We start from the raw sequence: 18,976 nt of genomic DNA, 5'->3' as shown, positions 1-18,976 counted from the left end.
CGGTGCGGGCCCGAGCGGGCCAGGTGGGCCCGATGGGCCGGGCCGGTGGGGCGAGCCAGGTGGCCCCGACCACCCAGGCGGGCCGGGCGGACCGGGCGGTGGGCCGTGGGACGCGCCGCCTCCTCCCCCGCCGAACCTGGCCTGGCGCGGGATCGACCAGGGCCGGTTCGACCACCAGCCGTTCAACTACAACGGGCACTGGGTGACGCCGTTCTTCAACCCGCAGTTCAACAACTGGGGCTTCTGGCTGTTCGGCATCTGGATCCCACTGTGACGCGGTGCGCCGCACCGAATCTGGCCCAGTTCTGACCGAACCGATTGTGCGCGAAGGGTTCTCGGCTCAGTCGCCGCTATCGACCTCTGGGTCGCGACAACGCGGGCGGCCACGACCGAGGAGTGGAAAACGGCGCCGGGACAGGGGCCGTCAGGCCAGGTAAGCGACCTCGTCGCGCAGGCGTTCGGCCGCCGCCCGCAGATCGGCCACCACAGGCCCGGCCCGCAGCACCTCACGCGACACCGTGGGCAGCACCAAACTGGCCCCGCCGAACCCGCCCAGCGCATCGGCACGCCCACCCTGGGCTCCGACCCCAGGCACCAGCACCGGACCGCCCAGCGCGCTCAGATCGGGCAGTTCGGACACCGTCGCCCCGACCACCACACCCACCGAGCCGGTGGGCTTGCCGGCGGCTCGATTGACCTCCGCGACGGAGTCGATGACGGATTGCGCCACGGTCCGGGACCCGGCCATCGCGCGCTGCACGGTCGGGCCCTCGGGATTGGAGGTGGCGGCCAGCACGAACACCCCGCGGCCATGCGCCGCGGCGGTGTCCAGCAGCGGCTGCAGCGAGCCGAATCCCAGGTACGGCGACGCGGTCACGGCGTCGGCCGCCAACGGCGAGTCACCGGCCCACGCCGCCGCGTAGGCAGCCATGGTCGAGCCGATGTCGCCGCGCTTGGCATCGGCCAGCACCAGCACCCCTGCCTCGCGCAGCGCGGCCATCGTGCGTTCCAGCACCGCGAACCCCGCCGAACCGTAGGCCTCGAAGAACGCCACCTGCGGCTTGACCATCGCGAAACCGGCGAACGCCGTCACACAGATGTCGGAGAACGCGGCCAGACCGTCGGGGTCGACGGTCAGGCCCCACGCCCGCAGCAGTTCGGGATGGGGATCGATGCCGGGGCACAGCGGCCCCCGCTCCGCCACCGCGGCGGCCAGCCGCTGCCCGAAAGCATCCATCGTCAGCGCGATTCCAGCTCGCTGTGCAGTTCCTGCAGTGACATCACCCCGATGTCACCGCGGATGCCCGCCTCGATGCCCTGCACGGCGGCCGAGGCCCCCTGCACCGTGGTGACGCACGGGATGTTCATCGACACCGCGGCCGAACGGATCTCGTAGCCGTCGACCCGCGGCCCGGAGTTGCCGTACGGCGTGTTGATCACCATGTCGACCTCACCGGCCTTGATGGCATCGACCGACGAGGGCAGCGGATTGTCGCCGTCCGCCTGTTCTGAGTGCTTGCGCACCTCATCGCAGGGAATGCCGTTGCGGCGCAGCATCTCCGCGGTGCCCTCGGTGGCCAGCACCCGGAATCCGAGATCGGCCAGTCGCTTGACCGGGAACACCAGGGATCGCTTGTCGCGGTTGGCCACCGACACGAACACGGTGCCCGAGGTGGGCAGCGATCCGTAGGCCGCGGTCTGGCTCTTGGCGAAGGCGGTACCGAAGTCGTGGTCGATGCCCATCACCTCACCCGTCGACTTCATCTCGGGGCCCAGCAGGGAATCGACCTGGCCGCCGTCGGCGCGGCGGAACCGGTGGAACGGCAGCACGGCCTCCTTGACCGCGACCGGGGCGTTGCGGGCGATGGTGGCCCCGTCGCCGTTCTTGTTCAGCAGCCCCTCGGCACGCAGCTCGGCGATGGTGGCGCCCAGCATCACCCGGGCGCAGGCCTTGGCCAGCGGCACAGCGGTGGCCTTCGAGACAAACGGCACGGTGCGGCTGGCGCGCGGGTTGGCCTCCAGCACGTAGAGCACGTCGTCCTTGAGCGCGTACTGGACATTGAGCAGTCCGACCACGCCGATGCCCCGGGCGATGGCCTCGGTGGCGCGGCGCACCGATTCGATGTCGCTGCGGCCCAAGGTCACCGGGGGCAGTGCGCACGCCGAGTCACCGGAGTGGATACCGGCCTCCTCGATGTGCTCCATGATGCCGCCGATGTACACCTCGTTGCCGTCGCACAGCGCGTCGACGTCGATCTCGATCGCGTCCTCCAGGAACCGGTCGACCAGCACGGGGTGTTCCGGGGACAGCTGCGTGGCGCGGGCGATGTAGCCCTCCAGCGTGGCCTCGTCGTAGACGATCTCCATGCCGCGTCCGCCCAGCACGTACGACGGCCGCACCAGCACCGGGTAGCCGATGTCGGACGCGATCCGCCGGGCCTGCTCGAAGCTGGTGGCCGTGCCGAACCGCGGGGCGGGCAGACCGGCATTGACCAGAACCTCACCGAACAGCCCGCGGTCCTCGGCCAGGTCGATGGCGTCGGGGCCGGTGCCCACGATCGGGACTCCGGCGTCCTCGAGGCGCTTGGCCAGGCCCAGCGGCGTCTGGCCGCCGAGCTGCACGATGACCCCGACGACGCCCGGGCCTGACCCGTCCTCGCCCTTGCCTGAGGCGTCCTCGGCGTAGTAGACCTCCAGCACGTCCTCGAACGTGAGCGGCTCGAAGTACAGGCGGTCGGCGGTGTCGTAGTCGGTGGACACCGTCTCGGGGTTGCAGTTGACCATCACGGTCTCGAACCCGACCGCGCTCAGTGTCGTGGCGGCATGCACGCAGCTGTAATCGAATTCGATGCCCTGGCCGATCCGGTTCGGCCCGGAACCCAGGATCAGCACCTTGGGCTTCTCGGTCTGCGGCGCGACCTCGGTCTCGGCCGCGGGATCGAGCTCATAGCTGCTGTAGTGATACGGCGTCTTGGCGTCGAACTCGGCCGCGCAGGTGTCCACCGTCTTGTACACCGGGTGGATGCCGAGCCGCCGGCGCAGCGCGCGCAGGCCCGCCTCGCCGGCCAATTCCGGTCGCAGCGCGGCGATCTGGCGGTCGGACAGCCCGTTGTGCTTGGCCCGCCGCAGTAGTTCGGCGTCAAGCACCGGGGCTTCCAGCAGCTCGACCCGCAGCGCCACCAGACCGGCGATCTGTTCGATGAACCAGGGGTCGACGCCGGAGGCCTCGGCCACCTGCTCGACGCTGGCGCCCAGCCGCAGCGCGTGCTCGATGTCGTAGAGCCGACCGTCGACCGCGGTGCGCAGCCCGGTCAGCAGCTGCTCGACGCTGACATCCGGGTCCGGTCCGGTCCAGAACCCGGCCCGGCTGGTCTCCAGTGACCGCATCACCTTGCCGAGGGCTTCGATGAAGTTGCGGCCCAACGACATCGCCTCACCGACCGACTTCATTGTCGTGGTCAGGGTGGCGTCGGCCCCGGGGAACTTCTCGAACGCGAACCGCGGCGCCTTGACGACGACGTAGTCCAGCGTCGGCTCGAAGCAGGCCGGGGTTTCCTTGGTGATGTCGTTGACGATCTCGTCGAGGGTGTAGCCGATGGCAAGCTTGGCCGCGATCTTGGCGATCGGGAAGCCGGTGGCCTTCGAGGCCAGTGCCGAGGAACGCGACACGCGCGGGTTCATCTCGATGACGATCAGGCGGCCGTCGCGCGGGTTGACCGCGAACTGGATGTTGCAGCCGCCGGTGTCGACGCCGACCTCGCGCAGGATCGCGATGCCCAGGTCGCGCATCGTCTGGTATTCCCGGTCGGTCAGCGTCATGGCCGGAGCCACGGTCACCGAGTCACCGGTGTGCACGCCCATCGGGTCGAAGTTCTCGATGGAACAGACGATCACCACGTTGTCGCGGTGGTCGCGCATCAGCTCGAGCTCGTATTCCTTCCACCCGTAGATGGATTCCTCGATCAGCACGTTCGCCGAAGGAGACGCGGCCAGACCGTCACCGGCCATCCGCTCGACGTCCTCGGCCGAGTACGCCATGCCCGAGCCGAGCCCGCCCATGGTGAACGACGGTCGGACGACGACGGGCAGGCCCAGGTCGGCGACGGTCTCGCGGACCTCGTCCATGGTGAAACACACGCGGCTGCGGGCGGATTCGCCGCCCACCTTGGCGACGATGTCCTTGAACTTCTGCCGGTCCTCGCCACGCTGGATGGCATCGAAATCGGCGCCGATCATCTCAACGCCGTATTTCTCCAGAATGCCCCGGTCGTGCAGGGCAACGGCGGTGTTGAGCGCGGTCTGACCGCCGAGGGTGGCCAGCACGGCGTCGATCTTGTTGCCGCGCTCGGCCTGCTGCGCCAGCACCTTCTCGACGAACTCCGGAGTGATCGGCTCGACGTAGGTGTGATCGGCGTACTCCGGGTCGGTCATGATCGTCGCCGGATTCGAGTTGATCAGGCTGACCTGGATGCCCTCGGAGCGCAGCACCCGGCAGGCCTGGGTGCCCGAATAGTCGAATTCGCAGGCCTGGCCGATGACGATCGGGCCGGACCCGATCACCAGTACGTGATTGAGGTCAGAGCGGCGTGGCATTACTTCTCTCCTGCCATCAGGTCGACGAACTGGTCGAACAGGTACTCCGCGTCATGCGGTCCGGCGGCGGCCTCCGGGTGGTACTGGACCGAGAAGGCCCGGCCGTTGGCGAGCCGGATACCTTCCACCACACCGTCATTGGCGCAGGTATGGCTGACCTCGGCGGTGCCGAACGGGGTGTCGAACTGCTCCCCCGCCTCGCCCTCCAGGGCAAAACCGTGGTTCTGGGCGGTGATCGCCACCCGCCCGGTGATGTGGTCGATCACCGGGATGTTGATGCCGCGGTGCCCGAACACCATCTTGTAGGTAGAGCGGCCCAGCGCGCGGCCGAGGATCTGGTTACCGAAGCAGATGCCGAACAGCGGGATCCCGGCCCCGAGCACCTCGCGGGTCACCTCGACAATGTGGTCGGCGGTGGCCGGATCACCGGGGCCGTTCGACAGGAACACCCCGTCCGGCTTGAGGTCGGCGATCTGATCAAAGGTCACCGACGACGGCAGCACATGGCTGCGGATCCCGCGGCGGGCGAAGTTGCGCGGGGTGTTGGTCTTGATCCCCAGGTCGACGGCCGCCACGGTGAACCGGTGGGTGCCTTCGGGTTCGACAACATAGGAGGCGCCGGTGCTGACCTGCCCGGCCAGATCCGCGCCGAGCATCGAGGGCTGATCGAGCACCCTGGCCACCAATTCGTCGATCGGCGCCAGCGCAGACCCGCTGAACACACCGGCCTTCATCGACCCGCGGGTACGCAGGTGACGCACCACCGCGCGGGTGTCGATGCCGGCAATGCCGACGATTCCCTGCCGGACCAGCTCGTCATCGAGGGTGCCGCTGGCACGCCAGTTCGAGGCGCGCGGCGATGGGTCGCGCACGGCGTAGCCGGCCACCCAAATCTTGTCACCGCGGCTTTCGCCGTCTTCGGTGTTCCAGCCGGTATTGCCGATCTGCGGCGCGGTGGCGACCACGATCTGGCCGTGATAGCTCGGATCGGTGAGCGTCTCCTGGTAGCCGGACATCCCGGTGGAGAACACCGCCTCGCCGAGGGTCTGTCCGACCGCGCCGAATGTCGTACCGGTGAAGACGCGCCCGTCTTCGAGTACCAGGACCGCCTTCTCGTTTCTTCTGTTCGCGTTGATCGTCATTCGTCTTCCTCCAGCCAGCGGTCGTACTCTGCGCGATTGTCAGCGCGGAACCCGGTGTCGATCTCGGTGCCCGACGGCAGCCGCCACCGGATGGCCAGGATTCCGTCGTAAGTCAGTGCCTTGCCTGCGATTCCGCGTTCGGTTCTGATCGCGGTGACCGACTCGGCGGGAATCCAGATGGGCCCGGCGCCGCTGCGCTGCATCATGATTCCCTCGGGATAGCGGGTCAGTACCGCCTTGGCGCGGAAGCCCAGGTCACCCGCGGCCACCTTGTCGTTCCAGTGCGGCACCACCGTGGTGCCGACGTACATCCCCTTGACCGGCGGGATGATCGCGGCGCCGACGGTGTCGGGCAGCGGCGGCAGGGTGCCGATCAGTTCGGCCTGGCGCTGCACGCGATGCAGCCAGCCTCGCATCATCTGGCGGATCAGGAACGCGATCAACACCACCAGCAGCGCCGCCATCACCAGCGAGGCGATCAGCGTGGGCGTGTTCACGGCGTCGATCCCCGGGTCGCCGCACCCCAACCCGCCGTGGGGCACTTGCCGCCGAGCGCGGTGATCTTTCCCCGCAGCAGGGTGGCGGTCACCGTCGCCGGCAGCGTCATGGCCTCGAAAGGGGTGTTGTCCGAACGGCTGGCCAGGTCGTCGCCTTCCACTGTCCAGGTCGCGTCGGGGTCGATCACCGTGAGGTTGGCCGGCTCTCCGACTTCGAGGGGACGGCCCTGATCGGGCAGACCGACGATGGCCGCCGGAGCCTCGCTCATCACCTTGGCGACACCGCGCCAGGTCAGCAGGCCACGGCGCACCATGGTCTCGACCACCACGGACAAGGCGGTCTGCAGTCCCAGCATGCCCGGCCGGGCCACCGAGAACTCGCAGCACTTCTCGTGCTCGGCGTGCGGGGCGTGGTCGGTGGCCACGCAGTCGATCACGCCGTCGGCAAGGGCCTGACGCAGCGCCTCGGCGTCGCTGGCCTCGCGCAGCGGCGGGTTGACGCGGTTGCGGCCGTCATAGCTGGCCAGCCGGCTGTCGTCGAGCAACAGGTGGTGCGGCGTGACCTCGGCGGTGATGGAAATTCCTTGCGCCTTGGCCCATTTCAGCAGTTCCACGGTGCCCTTGGTGGACGCGTGGCAGATGTGCACCCGGGCGCCGGCATCGCGGGCCAGGATCGCGTCGCGGGCGACGATCGATTCCTCGGCCGAACGCGGCCAGCCCGCCAGACCCAGCTTGGCGGCGTTGGGCCCCTCGTGGGCCACCGCGCCGACGGTCAGCCGCGGCTCCTCGGCGTGCTGGGCGATGAGCACCCCGAGCCCGGTGGCGTACTCCAGCGCCCGCCGCATCACCAGCGGGTCATCGACGCACAGCCCGTCGTCGGAGAACATCCGAACCTGACCGACACCGGCGGCCATCAGGCCCATCTCGGTGAGCTGCTTGCCCTGCAGGCCGACGGTGACGGCGCCGACCGGGTGTACATCGACCAGGCCGACCTGCTGACCACGGTTCCACACGTGATCGGTGACCACCGCGGAGTCGGCCACCGGATCGGTGTTGGCCATCGCGAACACCGCGGTGTAACCACCCAGGGCCGCTGCCGCCGAACCGGTTTCGATGTCCTCGGCGTATTCGCGGCCGGGTTCGCGCAGATGGGTATGCAGGTCGACGAACCCCGGCAGCAGCACCTGGCCGGTGGCCTCGATCACCTCCGCGCCGTCGGGAACATCGGAACCGATCCCCGAACCAATTTCCATGATCTGCCCGTCGGCGATCCGGACGTCGACCTGGTCACCCTCGCCGTAGAGACGAACCCCGCGGATGAGTACTTGTTGCGTCATACGCTGATCGCCTCTCGATCCGCACCCACGAGCAGATGGAACAGCACCGCCATCCGCACGTGGACACCGTTTGAAACCTGTTGCAGAACAGCTGATTGCGACGAATCGGCCACCGGGAAGGAGATCTCCATGCCGCGCAGCATCGGGCCCGGATGCAGCACCACGGCGTTGCCCGGCAGCATGGCCTGCCGCTTCTCCGAGAGTCCGTAGCGCACCGAGTACTCGCGGGCCGACGGGAAGAACGCCCCGTTCATCCGTTCGGCCTGGACCCGCAGCATCAGCACCGCATCGGCCGCGGGCAGCTCGGCGTCGAGGTCGCTGGACACCGAGACCGGCCAGTCGGCGACGCCGGTGGGCAGCAGTGTGGGCGGCGCCACCAGCACCACCTCGGCGCCCAGCGTCGACAGCAGTGCCACGTTCGACCGGGCCACCCGGCTGTGCAGAACGTCACCGACGATCACGACGCGCCGGCCCTCGATGCCACCGAGGCGCTGGCGGATGGTCAGCGCGTCGAGCAGCGCCTGGGTGGGGTGCTCGTGCGTCCCGTCACCGGCATTGATCACGCTGGGCCCGCCGCCGTCGTCCTCGGCGGTCCACTCGGCGAGCTGCTGCGCCGCGCCCGAGGCGGGGTGGCGGATGATCAGCGCATCGGCCCCGGCGGCGCGCAACGTGAGCGCGGTGTCGCGCAGCGATTCCCCTTTGGCCACCGACGATCCCGACGCGCTGACGTTGATCACGTCGGCGCTCATCCACTTGCCCGCGACCTCGAACGACACCCGGGTCCGGGTCGAGTTCTCGTAGAACATCGTGATGACGGTGCGCCCCCGCAGCGTGGGCAGCTTCTTGACCTCGCGGCCCAGCAGCGCCTCGCGGAACCGGTCGGCGTCGTCGAGGATCGCCGTCGCGTCGTCGCGGGTGAGATCCGCAGCCGACAGGAGATGACGTGTCGTCATTTTGAAATCACCACTCCGTCGCGGTCGTCATCCTCGGACAGCAACACATGCACGCTTTCGCTGCGCGAGGTCGGCACGTTCTTGCCGACGTAATCGGCACGGATCGGCAGTTCCCGGTGGCCGCGATCGACGAGCACGGCGAGCTGGACCACCCGCGGCCGGCCGATGTCGCGCAAAGCGTCGAGAGCGGAGCGCACCGAACGCCCGGAGTACAGGACGTCGTCGACGAGGATCACCACGGCGTCGTCGATGCCCCCCGCCGGGATCGAGGTGGCCGCCAGCGGACGGGGCGGCTTGAAGTTCAGGTCGTCGCGGTAGAGCGTGATATCCAGGGCTCCGACCGGCAATTCCACATCGGCGAACTCGGCGATCTTGGCGGCCAGCCGGGTGGCGAGCGTCACACCGCGGGTGGGGATTCCGAGCAGAACCACGCGGGTGCGCTCGGCGGGATCGTCCAGAGCGGTCTTCTCGATGATCTGGTGAGCGATCCGGGAAATGGTGCGGCCGACGTCCGCCGCAGACAACAATTCCCGGTCGGCACTTGAAGAGCCCATAAGGTGACCCTGACCTCCTTCTCCGCCTCTCGGGACGGATCGTTAAAGGACGTCGAACTGCCGGTCAGCTTAGCAGGCCGCAAACATCGGCCCGGCCGGAGCCGCCACTCGCCGGCGAGGTACGGACGAGCCGTCGACGTGTTAGGTCAGCTCGAAACCGTGATAGCCCGCCACGGCGACGCCGTCAGCGATCTGCTTGTAGATGCCGACGCCGCCGACGAAGGGCAGGAACACCCGGCGTTTGCCGGGCACGTTGGCGCCCATGTACCACGATGCCGCCTGCGGCAGCAGCGTGAGGTCGGCGGTGTCGTTGGTGATGTTGACCCAGTTGTCCTCGGCCGCGAGGTCGGCCTCCATCCGGTGGAGCCCGTGCTCGCGCAGGTGCAGCAGGGCGGCGCTGATCCACTCCACGTGGTACTCGATCGAGGTGAGCATGTTGGACAGCACCGAGGGACTCTGCGGGCCGGTGACGGTGAACAGGTTCGGGAAGCCGGCCGACATCAAGCCCAGGTACGTCCGCGGGCCGTCGGCCCATTTATCCCGGAGTGTGTGCGTGCCCCCGTGGTCGTCGGCGGCTCGGATGTCGATCGCGTTGAGCGCCCCGGTCATGGCGTCGAATCCGGTCGCGAGAACGATCACGTCGAACTCGTGCTCGCTGTCCCCGGCGAGAATGCCGCGCTCGGTGATCTTCCGAAGCGGTTCCTCGTTGAGATCCACCAGCGCCACGTTGTCCTGGTTGTAGACCTCGTAGTAGCCGGTGTCGACGCACATGCGCTTGGTCGCGATCGGATAGCTCCGCGGCGTCAGTTTCTCGGCGACCCGGGCGTCGGTGACCTTCTGCCGGATGCGGCCGCGCACATACTCGGCGGCGGCCTCGTTGGCCTCGGCGTCCAGCAGCAGGTCGTAGAACGACTGCTGGAAGCACAGTCCGCCGTCGTCCCAGCGGCGGTTGAGCTCGGCACGGGTGGCATCGCTGTCGAGATCGCCGAAGAACGGCGGCAGCGCGGCGCCCTCGCCGCACTGTGCGCCGCCCCGGGTGAGCCGGCTGATTTCCCGGAACTGTGGGTAGTGCGGCTTGACGGCGGCGAGCTCGTCGGCGATCGGGCGGTTCTGCGCCGGGACGGCATACGGTGGTGTGCGCTGGAACACCGTCAGCGCTCCGACCTCCGGTGCGATCGCGGTGATTGTCTGCACGCCAGAGGAACCCGTGCCGATGACGGCGACACGCTTTCCCGCCAGATCCGCTCCCCCGTCCGGCCAGTCCCACGTCCAGTAGATGTCGCCGCCGAAGTCATCCAGACCGTCCAGCGACGGCATCATCGGTTTGGACAGACATCCGGTGGCGGCGATCACGAAGTTCGCGGTGGTCGCGGCGCCGGAGTCGGTGGTGAGCGTCCACTCGCCGTCGGTGCCGTCGAATTCCATTGCCACGACGCGGGTCCCGAATGTGATGTCGCGGCGGAGGTCATAGCGGTCGGCCACGTGTTTGGCGTAGGCCAGCAGTTCCGGCTGGGCGGCATAGCGCTCGGTCCAGTTCCACGACTGCTGCAGATCCGGGTCGAACGAGTAGGAGTATTCGATCGATTCGATGTCGCAGCGGGCACCCGGATAGCGGTTCCAGTACCAGGTGCCGCCCACTTCCGGTCCGGCCTCGATGACGTGCGCGTCGAATCCGAGCTCACGCAACTTGTGCAGCTGATAGAGCCCGGCGAATCCGGCCCCGATGATGATCACATCGCGTTCGGCCATGTTCACCCCACCGTCCGGTCGGATCGGTGCGACTCGAGGAACGTCCCGATGTGGTTGGCGACCAATGACATTCCGGTGTGGTACCCGGGCAGGATGTTCGCCATCTGGAAATAGCCGTGCATCTGTCCGGCCGCCTCCTCCAACGTCACGCTCACCTCGGCGTCGGCCAGCGCCGTCGCGTAGGCGACTCCCTCGTCGTGCAGGGGGTCATACTCGGCGACGTAGACGAGGGCGGGCGGCAGTCCAGCCAGGCTCGACGCCCGCAGGGGCGACGCGTCGGGACTGGTGCGTGCCGCCGGATCGGGAAGGTAATGGCCCCAGAACCAGATCATGGTGTCGCGGCTGAGCAACAGCTGATTCTCGGGCGCGAGGTACGACGGCCGTTCGAGGTCACAGTCGGTGACCGGGTAGATCAGGGCCTGATAGTCGATCCGCGGCCCGCGCCGGTCCCGTGCCCACCGCGTCATCACCGCGGCGATGTTGCCTCCCGCACTGTCCCCGGCCACGATCAGCGGAACACCGGCGGGTGCGAACTCGGACAAATGTTCTGCGGCCCAGGACAACCCGATCCAGCTGTCCTCGATCGCGGCCGGGAAGGGATGCTCGGGAGCCTTGCGGTAGTTGACCAGCACCACCGTCGACCGCGTGAGGTTCGCCAGGTGCCGGCCGAGGTGGTCGTACTGCAGGTCGATGTCACCGATCACCCAGCCGCCACCGTGGAAATACACGATCACCGAACGGGGTTCGCCATCGGGGACGAGAACCCGGACCCGGAACTTCCCGCCGTCCCCGCCTTCGAGCTTGTGGTTGTGCACCGCGGCCACCTCGGGTCCGCGTCCGCTCAGGCCGGCGAAGATCGGTCCCGCCATCCGGGCCATCGCGGGCGTGCCTTCGTGCATCGGCGGGTCGCGGGTCTCGGCCAGTTGGGCCAACAGGGCCTGGGTCACGGGGTCGAGGGGCATGGTGTTACCTCGGTTCAACGCTGGATCGACTTGACCTCGAGGAACTCCTCGAGTCCGAATATCCCGGCCTCACGCCCGTTTCCGGACTGCTTGTACCCGCCGAAGGGGGCGTTGGCGTTGAACGCGCCCGCGTTGATCTGGACCTGGCCGGCCCGGATCCGGCGGGCCACCCTCTCGGCCCGCTCCGGTGAGGACGACCAGACCGCGCCGGCCAGACCGTAATCCGTGGCGTTGGCGATCCGCACCGCCTCGTCCTCGGTGTCGTAGGCCTCGATCGCCAGCACCGGGCCGAACACCTCCTCCTTGTGGATCGTCATGTCCTCGGTGACGTCGGAAAACACGGTCGGCCGGACGAACGCGCCGGGACCCGCGGTTTCGGTCTCGCCGCCGGTGACCAGCCGGGCGCCCTCCTGCGTCGCCGTGCGGATGTAGCCGAGCACCCGCTCCTGCTGCGCCCGCGACGACAACGGACCCAGCGCGGTCCCTTCATCCGTGGGATCGCCCACCGGCAGTGCGTCGGCAGTCGCCTTCGCGAGGGCCTCAACCTCGGCGAGCCGGTCCCGCGGAACGATCATCCGGGTCAGCGCCGAGCAGGTCTGACCGGAGTTCAGCATCATCGTCTTCACCGATGCGGGCACTACGGACTGCAGGTCCGCGTCGTCGAGAATGAGGTTGGGGCTCTTGCCGCCGAGCTCGAGCGAGACGCGCTTGACCGTGCGGGCGGCGACTTCCTGCACGCGCCGCCCGGCCCGGGTCGATCCGGTGAAGCTGACGATGTCGACGTCGTCGTGTCCGGCGATCGCCTCGCCGACGTCGGCTCCGGTACCGAACACGACGTTGAAAACACCTGGGGGCAGGCCGATCTCGTCGACGATCTCGGTGAGTCCGATGGCGCACAGCGGGGTGACCTCGCTGGGTTTGACGACGACGGTGTTGCCCGCGGCCAGTCCGTAGGCCACCTTCAGCGCGATCTGGTGCAGCGGGTAGTTCCACGGGGTGATCGCACCGAGCACGCCGAACGGCTCGCGCACGATCGTCGATCCGCGGTACTCGCTCTCGAACTCGTAGTCCCGCACGATGTTGGCCGCCTCGGTGAAGCTGTTGAGCGGCAGGCCGAGTTGGATTGCGCGGGAAATCGAAATGGGGCAACCCATTTCGGTGGAGATGGTGCGAGCCAGGTCCTCGGACCGCTCGCCCAGCTTGCCGGCGATCGTGGTGAGGTAGTCGGCCCGTTCGCCGACCGGTGTCGCCGACCATGCCGGGAAAGCCGCACGGGCGGCCGCGACGGCGGCGTCGACGTCGGCAGCGGTGCCCGCGACCACCTCGGCGATCACCTCGTCGTTCGCGGGGTTGATGACGGGGATGCGGGTGGTTCCGCTGGACACGGTCCACTTGCCGTCGATGTAGTTGCTGTCGTGGTTGCGCATGATGCCCTTCGATTCAGTGGTCGGCGGCGGAGTAGACGACGAGACCGCGGAGGTTCTTGCCGTCGAACATGTCCTGGTAGCCCTGGTTGATGTCTTCGAGGCGGTAACGGGTGGTGACCAGCTCGTCGAGCTTGAGGTCGCCGGAGCGGTAGAGGTCGAGGAGTTTGGGGATCTGGGTACGCGGACCCACGCCGCCGAACACCGCGCCCTGGACCCGTTTCTGCAGCAGGGTCAGCTCGAACAGGTTGAGGTCGACCGTCGATTGGGTGAAATCTCCCATGCCCGTGACGATTACCTGCCCGCCCTTGCCGGTCAGGCTGAGCGCCTGCTGGATGTGTTCACCCTTGATCTCACCGACCGTGATGATCGAAACCTGCGCCATCTTGCCCCAGGTGAGGTCGGGCAGTTCGGCGGCGGCCTCCTCGACGGAGGCGAACGTGTGGGTGGCGCCGAACTCCAGTGCCTGCTTCCGTTTGAAGTCGACGGGGTCGATGGCAACGACGAACCGGGCCCCGGCGAACCTGGCTCCCTGGACCGCGTTGATCCCGACACCGCCGATACCCATCACGACCACCGTGTCGCCCGGCCGGGTGTCGCCGATCTCGGTCGCCGAGCCCCAGCCGGTGGAGACACCGCAGCCGAGCAGTGCGGCCACCTCCAGCGGCACGTCCTTCTCGATCTTGACGACCGAGGCCTCGCTCACCGTGACGTACGGAGCGAAGGTGCCGAGCAGGCACATCTGGATGACCGGTTGTCCGTCGCGGGTCACTCGGTATGTCTTGTCGGACACCGCCTGCCCGGTCAGCAGGCCGGCGCCCTCGTCGCAGAGATTCTGCAGACCGGTGGCACACGACGGGCAGGTTCCGCAGGCCGGAATGAACGCGAGCACAACGTGATCGCCCTCCGCCAGGCCGGTCACGCCGGGGCCCACCTTGGTGACGACCCCGGCGCCCTCGTGTCCGCCGAGCACCGGCATGAACGGCACCGGGCTGCTGCCCGCGACGACGTGGGCATCGGAATGGCACAGGCCCGATGCGGCCAACCGCACCTGGACCTCGCCGGCCACCGGGTCGCCGAGGTCGACCTCACAGATCGTCCAGGGTGCGCCGATCTCCTCGACGACAGCCGCCTTTACCTTCACCGGAACCTCTTCTCTGGTGTTGCCGGGCACATTTTCGGGCTGACTGAGATGTGAATCACTATTCCGACACCGTAGAGCCGCGGCTCGCCGTCGGACAGAACAGTCCCGGCCACAAGTCGACATTTCCGGCCACTTCGGCGGCTTCGGAGCCCGTTGACCCGGTGTCACCGAGCGGCGAAACTGGCCAACATGACCAGGGGCCCCGGCGAAACCGCAGATCAGAGCCCACTGCCCAGTTCCCCGGTCCTGCAGTCGACCAATCGGGTCATTGCGGCCATGACCGACCCGTGGGACCACCCGCGCACGGCCGTCTCCGTCGCGATCATGTGCGAGTTCGCGGCACAGCGCGGGATCCCCGCCGAGACGTTGCTGGCAGGTACACACCTCGACCGCGCCGCGCTGGACGACGTCGACACCGTGGTCGAGGCCAGCCAGGAGCTGGCCGTGATCCGCAATCTGGCCGCCGCGGCCGCATATCGACCCGGTCTCGGGGTACAGCTCGGCTCCCGCTACCACCTCACCGCCTACGGCTATCTCGGCTATCTGCTCGCCGCGTCCGCCAGCGTCCGGGACACGGTTCACCGCGGTCTCCACTACGCGATGCTGACGTTCGCGTTCTCGACGATGACCGCGCGCATCGATGACCTCGACCTGTACGTGCTCGCCTTCGAGGCCGATGACATGCCCGAGGGCATCCGGCGATTCGTGCTCGAACGCGATCTCACCGCGGTGATGCAGATTCAGCGCGACACGTTCCCCGACCTCGAAGCCGTGCCGTTGCGCGAGATCCGGTTCGCCTTCCCGGCGGCGTCCGCGGCGGTCTATCGCGATTACTTCCGGGCGCCGGTGCATTTCGAGTGCGAGCGAAATGAAATCGTCTACGACGCAGGATATCTCGATCTGATGCCACCGATGGCGAACCCACACACCACCCAGCTCATGGTCGCCCAGTGCGACCGCATCAGGGCCGAGCGTCTGCACCACACCGGAGTGGCCGCGCAGGTTCGCGCGCACCTGCTCGACCAATCCTCGCTCGACCTCACCGTCGAGGATGTGGCGGAGCACCTGCACTACGCACCCCGGACATTGCGCAGACACCTCGAGCGGGAGGGCACCACGTTCCGGGCGCTGATCGAAGAGGTGCGCCGCAGTGTCGCCGACAACCTGCTGCGGGACCGCACGATCCCGCACTACGAGATCGCGCATCGGCTCGGGTATCAGGACTGGTCGAGCGTCGTCAGGGCACGCCGACGCTGGCGCCGCACGTGACGCCGCTAATCTGGCGCGGGTGAACCTCGACGGCAATCAATCGTCCATCCGTGAGGCCATCGACGCCGGGCTGCTGGCCGGCGCCGTCACGCTGGTGTGGCAGGCGGGCAAGGTGCTCCAGGTCAATGCCCTGGGGCACCGTGACGTCGACGCTGGCCTCCCGATGCAGCGCGACACGATCTTCCGGATCGCCTCGATGACCAAGCCCGTCACCGTGGCCGCCGCGATGGCGTTGGTCGAGGAGGGCAAGTTCGCGCTGAACGAGCCGGTGACGCGATGGCTGCCGGAGCTGGCCGACATGCAGGTGCTGCGCGAGGCCCGGGGCCCGTTGGACCGCACCGAGCGGGCGCGGCGGCCGATCACGTTCGACGACCTGATGACCCACCGCAGTGGTCTGGCGTATGTGTTCTCGGTGCTGGGCCCTCTCTCCTCGGCCTACGGCAAGTTGTCGTTGCGTCAGGATCAGGACCGCTGGCTGGCCGAGGTGGCCAAGCTGCCGCTGGCGCATCAGCCCGGCGACCGGCTGACCTACAGCCACTCCACCGATGTTTTGGGGATCGCGCTGTCCCGCATCGAGGGCAAGCCACTGTCGGAGATTCTGGCCGAACGCATCTTCGCCCCGCTCGGCATGGTCGACACCGGTTTCTCGGTCGACGCGGCAGGACGGCGGCGGGCGGCGACGATGTACCAGCTGACCGACGACAACACGCTCACCCACGACGTGATGGGCCCACCGCCGATCACCGATCCCCCGTTCTGCACCGGCGGTGCGGGATTGTTCTCGACCGCCGACGACTACCTCAAGTTCGCCCGGATGTTGTTGGGCGGCGGCACCCTCGACGGGGTGCGGGTGCTGTCGGAGGAGTCCGTGCGGCTGATGCGCACCGACCGGCTCACTGCCGAGCAGAAGCAGTACCCGTTCCTGGGCGCGCCGTTCTGGGTGGGCCGTGGCTTCGGTCTGAACCTGTCGGTGGTGACCGATCCGGCGAAGTCGCGACAGTTGTTCGGCCCGGGCGGGCTGGGCACCTTCAGCTGGCCCGGTGCGTACGGCACGTGGTGGCAGGCCGACCCGTCGGCCGACCTGATCCTGATCTACCTGATCCAGAATCATCCGACCATGTCGGTGGACGCCGCCACGATCAGTGGCAATACCTCGACGGCCAAACTGCAGATGGCGCAACCGCGATTCGTCCGCCGCACCTATCAGGCACTGGATATCTGACGTCACTCCGCGGGTGGTCGGCTACTCGTCCGCGCTCGCCGAGACGCCCAGTGCGGCGGCCAACTTGGCCTCGGCCATCCGGTAGACACCGTCGAGCGCACTCTCCTCGACGCCCAGGTATTCACACACCACCTCTCGCGCGACCCCGACCGCGCGCAACCGCAAGGCCAGCGAGTACGTCAACGGCAGCGCGCGCAACGCCCGTTCGTGCAACTCGCCTTCGTCGGCCATGCGATCCAGGATGCGACGGTTCATCCGGGCCGGAGCGAGTACCCAGATACTCGAAATCACCGATGTCGCCGCGGCAGCAACGCGATCAGCTCGGCGCGACTGGATGCTCCGGTTTTCGCCATCGCGCGGTAGATGTGGCCCTCCACGGTGCGCACCGACAGCCGCAGCCGATCCGCAATCGCCCGGCTGGACAGGCCGGCACCGAGCAGCATCGCGATCTCACGTTCCCGGTCGGTCAACGGGAGACGTTCGACGGCGGCGAGCAGGGCCGGCGTCACAGCGCCGCCGCACGCCTCGGCAAGTGCGCTCGCCCGTGCCGCGGNCGAGCCGGCCCTGGTTGACCTCCTGTTCGACGATGTTTCGCAGGTACAGTACGTTGCCCCGGGTGAGACGCCACAAGCGTTGTGCGGCATCGGGATCGGGCGGCCCACCGAGTGCCGCCGTCAACAGCTGACCGGACTCCTCGCGTGACAGCGGTTGCAGGTCCAAGCGCTCGAAACGGCCCCGGTCGAGAGCCGCGAGCACCTCGGCCGGTACCGCAGGCCCGGTGCGCACCGTCAGCAGCAGCTTGGCCGCCCGGCGCTGCACGATCTGTTCCAGCACGAAACCCGACAAGCCGTCGAGCAGGTGCGCGTCGTCGACACACACCAGCACCTGCCGACCGCCCGGCACGGCAGTCAGCCCGTCGATCACCCGCCCGACCAACGCCACACTGTCGGCGTCCGACGTTCCCACCCACCGCGCGAAGGCACCCAGCGGTAGTGCCCGGGCCGCCGACGTCCCCACTGTCCAACGGGTTTCACGAGCGGTCCCGGCTGCGTTCGACAACGCTTCCCTGGCGATGCGGCTCTTGCCGACCCCGGCGTCACCGTAGATCACGATTCCGGACAGCTCGGCGGAGGCGAGCGCGGCGTCGATCAGCCGGGTCTCCTCCAACCGCCCCGTCAGCGGCCAGGCGAGTCGCACGCATCGAATTTAAACGGCGACCGTGTCGTTAGCACGGGTAACGACGAACTTTGCTCGCGTCCCCGAACAGTGCCGCGGAGGTCAGCGCCCGGTCGAACCGTCGATCAGCTCACGCAGAATGTCAGCGTGGCCGGCGTGGCGGCCGGTCTCCTCGATCATGTGGGTCAGGGCCCAGCGGATGCTGGGGGCGGGTTTCCCCGGCTTCGGCCGGGGAACGGGCGCCGACAGGTCCGGGCAGCCGTCGAGCACGTCGTTGGCCCGGTCGACGGCGTCCCGGTAGCGGTCGACGACATCGGCGATGCTGTCCGCGGGCGCGACGGAGAACGTCGCCTGCCAGTCATCGACGTCATCTCCGAGAAAGATCCAGCGCTCGACGTGGGTCAGGTGATTCAGCAGGCCGATCAGGGTCGTGCCCGACGGCACCGCCGACGTCCGGGCCATGGGTTCGGGCGCGCCGTCGACCTTCGCGGCGATCGATTCGCGGAGGTAGTCGAGAAAGCCCCGCAGCACCTCGGATTCGCCGTTCGCGGTCCGCGGCGGTGGGTTGTCCTTCCTGCGGCGCTGCCCGATGGTCACAATGCCCAGTATTGCCACGGTGCCGCGGCACGGCACGTGACTTGCCGTTCTGGCAAGGCCGGTCAACCAGTCAGCGCCTGCCGGGCGTAGGCGCGCACGTCGGCGTCGGTGTCGTCGAGCGCGACGGTGAGCGCCCGACGAGCGGCCGATTCCGAACCGGCCCACCGGCTCAGGCTCAGCACCGCCGCCTTGCGGACATCCAGGTGCCGGTCCTCCAGGGCACGGGACAAGGTCGGCACCGCCACCTCCGGCCGGGCCCCGGCCAACGCCCGCGCCGCGCCCTGGCGGATCTGCCAGGCCGACTCGGTGAACGCCTTCTCGACACTGACCACGTCGTCATCGGTGCAGCCGACGGCA

17 protein-coding genes and 1 pseudogene are annotated in these 18,976 nt (G+C 68.4%); 3 read left to right on the top strand and 15 right to left on the bottom strand.

All coding sequences use genetic code 11. From position 1 onward, the window contains the following. A pseudogene (locus BN4332_RS03250) lies at positions 1-274 on the top strand (hypothetical protein); the annotation flags it as partial. Between the two features lie 150 nt (positions 275-424). Here the strand turns inward: BN4332_RS03250 and pyrF are convergent. The 11 genes from pyrF to BN4332_RS03195 all read right to left on the bottom strand — a co-directional run bounded on the left by pyrF (position 425) and on the right by BN4332_RS03195 (position 14,355). Further along, a complete protein-coding gene (gene pyrF / locus BN4332_RS03245; protein ID WP_066897151.1) occupies positions 425-1,237 on the bottom strand; it encodes an orotidine-5'-phosphate decarboxylase in 813 nt (270 codons plus the stop codon). A 2-nt stretch (positions 1,238-1,239) separates the two neighbouring features. Further along, positions 1,240-4,593 (bottom strand): carbamoyl-phosphate synthase large subunit, encoded by a 3,354-nt coding sequence (carB, locus tag BN4332_RS03240; protein WP_066897150.1) that lies wholly within the window; start codon positions 4,591-4,593, stop codon positions 1,240-1,242. Next, positions 4,593-5,735 carry a glutamine-hydrolyzing carbamoyl-phosphate synthase small subunit gene (carA, locus tag BN4332_RS03235; protein ID WP_066897149.1) on the bottom strand — a complete coding sequence of 381 codons (1,143 nt, stop codon included), beginning with the start codon at positions 5,733-5,735 and terminating at the stop codon, positions 4,593-4,595. The genes carB and carA overlap by 1 nt, the downstream gene beginning before the upstream one ends. Beyond that, positions 5,732-6,232 (bottom strand): PH-like domain-containing protein, encoded by a 501-nt coding sequence (locus BN4332_RS03230; RefSeq protein ID WP_066897148.1) that lies wholly within the window; start codon positions 6,230-6,232, stop codon positions 5,732-5,734. The genes carA and BN4332_RS03230 overlap by 4 nt, the downstream gene beginning before the upstream one ends. After that, positions 6,229-7,569: a dihydroorotase gene (locus BN4332_RS03225; RefSeq protein ID WP_066897147.1), complete on the bottom strand. Its 1,341-nt coding sequence runs from the start codon at positions 7,567-7,569 to the stop codon at positions 6,229-6,231. The genes BN4332_RS03230 and BN4332_RS03225 overlap by 4 nt, the downstream gene beginning before the upstream one ends. Further along, positions 7,566-8,522, bottom strand: a complete 957-nt coding sequence (locus tag BN4332_RS03220) for an aspartate carbamoyltransferase catalytic subunit (protein WP_066897146.1) — start codon at positions 8,520-8,522, stop codon at positions 7,566-7,568. Before BN4332_RS03220 ends, BN4332_RS03225 begins: the two co-directional genes overlap by 4 nt. Beyond that, positions 8,519-9,076: a bifunctional pyr operon transcriptional regulator/uracil phosphoribosyltransferase PyrR gene (gene pyrR, locus BN4332_RS03215; RefSeq protein WP_066897145.1), complete on the bottom strand. Its 558-nt coding sequence runs from the start codon at positions 9,074-9,076 to the stop codon at positions 8,519-8,521. Before pyrR ends, BN4332_RS03220 begins: the two co-directional genes overlap by 4 nt. 141 nt (positions 9,077-9,217) lie before the next feature. Continuing rightward, on the bottom strand, positions 9,218-10,825 hold the full coding sequence (locus BN4332_RS03210) for a flavin-containing monooxygenase (RefSeq protein ID WP_066897144.1): 1,608 nt from the start codon (positions 10,823-10,825) through the stop codon (positions 9,218-9,220). A gap of 2 nt (positions 10,826-10,827) precedes the next feature. Continuing rightward, positions 10,828-11,787 (bottom strand): alpha/beta hydrolase, encoded by a 960-nt coding sequence (locus BN4332_RS03205; protein ID WP_066897143.1) that lies wholly within the window; start codon positions 11,785-11,787, stop codon positions 10,828-10,830. Positions 11,788-11,801: 14 nt separating this feature from the next. Continuing rightward, entirely contained in the window at positions 11,802-13,214 is a 1,413-nt protein-coding gene (locus tag BN4332_RS03200) for an aldehyde dehydrogenase family protein (RefSeq protein ID WP_066897142.1), read from the bottom strand. 13 nt (positions 13,215-13,227) lie between these two features. Continuing rightward, a complete protein-coding gene (locus BN4332_RS03195) occupies positions 13,228-14,355 on the bottom strand; it encodes an NDMA-dependent alcohol dehydrogenase (RefSeq protein WP_066897154.1) in 1,128 nt (375 codons plus the stop codon). Positions 14,356-14,544: 189 nt separating this feature from the next. Here BN4332_RS03195 and BN4332_RS03190 point away from each other — a divergent pair, with 189 nt between their 5' ends. Together BN4332_RS03190 and BN4332_RS03185 are read left to right on the top strand one after the other, a co-directional pair. Further along, a complete protein-coding gene (locus BN4332_RS03190; protein ID WP_066897141.1) occupies positions 14,545-15,624 on the top strand; it encodes an AraC family transcriptional regulator in 1,080 nt (359 codons plus the stop codon). A gap of 19 nt (positions 15,625-15,643) precedes the next feature. Beyond that, positions 15,644-16,846 (top strand): serine hydrolase domain-containing protein, encoded by a 1,203-nt coding sequence (locus tag BN4332_RS03185; RefSeq protein WP_066897140.1) that lies wholly within the window; start codon positions 15,644-15,646, stop codon positions 16,844-16,846. 21 nt (positions 16,847-16,867) lie between these two features. On the opposite strand, the gene BN4332_RS03180 is transcribed toward BN4332_RS03185, so the two are convergent. The 4 genes from BN4332_RS03180 to BN4332_RS03160 all read right to left on the bottom strand — a co-directional run. Beyond that, the gene (locus BN4332_RS03180) at positions 16,868-17,077 is read right to left on the bottom strand and encodes a hypothetical protein (protein ID WP_066897153.1); all 210 of its coding nucleotides are present in this window, start codon (positions 17,075-17,077) and stop codon (positions 16,868-16,870) included. A gap of 56 nt (positions 17,078-17,133) precedes the next feature. Beyond that, entirely contained in the window at positions 17,134-17,316 is a 183-nt protein-coding gene (locus BN4332_RS33640) for a response regulator transcription factor (RefSeq protein WP_066897139.1), read from the bottom strand. 808 nt (positions 17,317-18,124) lie between these two features. Beyond that, complete coding sequence (locus BN4332_RS03165) at positions 18,125-18,619, bottom strand: DinB family protein (protein ID WP_200820253.1); 495 nt, start codon at positions 18,617-18,619, stop codon at positions 18,125-18,127. Between the two features lie 62 nt (positions 18,620-18,681). Next, a partial coding sequence (locus BN4332_RS03160; protein ID WP_200820252.1) for a HEAT repeat domain-containing protein occupies positions 18,682-18,976 on the bottom strand: 295 nt, incomplete at its 5' end.

This window comes from Mycolicibacterium houstonense, assembly GCF_900078665.2.
GTDB classification, from domain to species: domain Bacteria; phylum Actinomycetota; class Actinomycetes; order Mycobacteriales; family Mycobacteriaceae; genus Mycobacterium; species Mycobacterium houstonense.
The sequence above is the reverse complement of the archived record's forward strand: the minus strand, read 5'-3'. Positions and strand labels throughout refer to the sequence as shown.

Coding starts and splice junctions, on each gene's coding strand:
- pyrF (WP_066897151.1), bottom strand. CDS start 1,237: ATGGATGCTTTCGGGCAGCGGCTGGCCGCCGCGGTGGCGGAGCGGGGG.
- carB (WP_066897150.1), bottom strand. CDS start 4,593: ATGCCACGCCGCTCTGACCTCAATCACGTACTGGTGATCGGGTCCGGC.
- carA (WP_066897149.1), bottom strand. CDS start 5,735: ATGACGATCAACGCGAACAGAAGAAACGAGAAGGCGGTCCTGGTACTC.
- BN4332_RS03225 (WP_066897147.1), bottom strand. CDS start 7,569: ATGACGCAACAAGTACTCATCCGCGGGGTTCGTCTCTACGGCGAGGGT.
- BN4332_RS03220 (WP_066897146.1), bottom strand. CDS start 8,522: ATGACGACACGTCATCTCCTGTCGGCTGCGGATCTCACCCGCGACGAC.
- pyrR (WP_066897145.1), bottom strand. CDS start 9,076: ATGGGCTCTTCAAGTGCCGACCGGGAATTGTTGTCTGCGGCGGACGTC.
- BN4332_RS03210 (WP_066897144.1), bottom strand. CDS start 10,825: ATGGCCGAACGCGATGTGATCATCATCGGGGCCGGATTCGCCGGGCTC.
- BN4332_RS03205 (WP_066897143.1), bottom strand. CDS start 11,787: ATGCCCCTCGACCCCGTGACCCAGGCCCTGTTGGCCCAACTGGCCGAG.
- BN4332_RS03200 (WP_066897142.1), bottom strand. CDS start 13,214: ATGCGCAACCACGACAGCAACTACATCGACGGCAAGTGGACCGTGTCC.
- BN4332_RS03190 (WP_066897141.1), top strand. CDS start 14,545: ATGACCAGGGGCCCCGGCGAAACCGCAGATCAGAGCCCACTGCCCAGT.
- BN4332_RS03180 (WP_066897153.1), bottom strand. CDS start 17,077: ATGGCCGACGAAGGCGAGTTGCACGAACGGGCGTTGCGCGCGCTGCCG.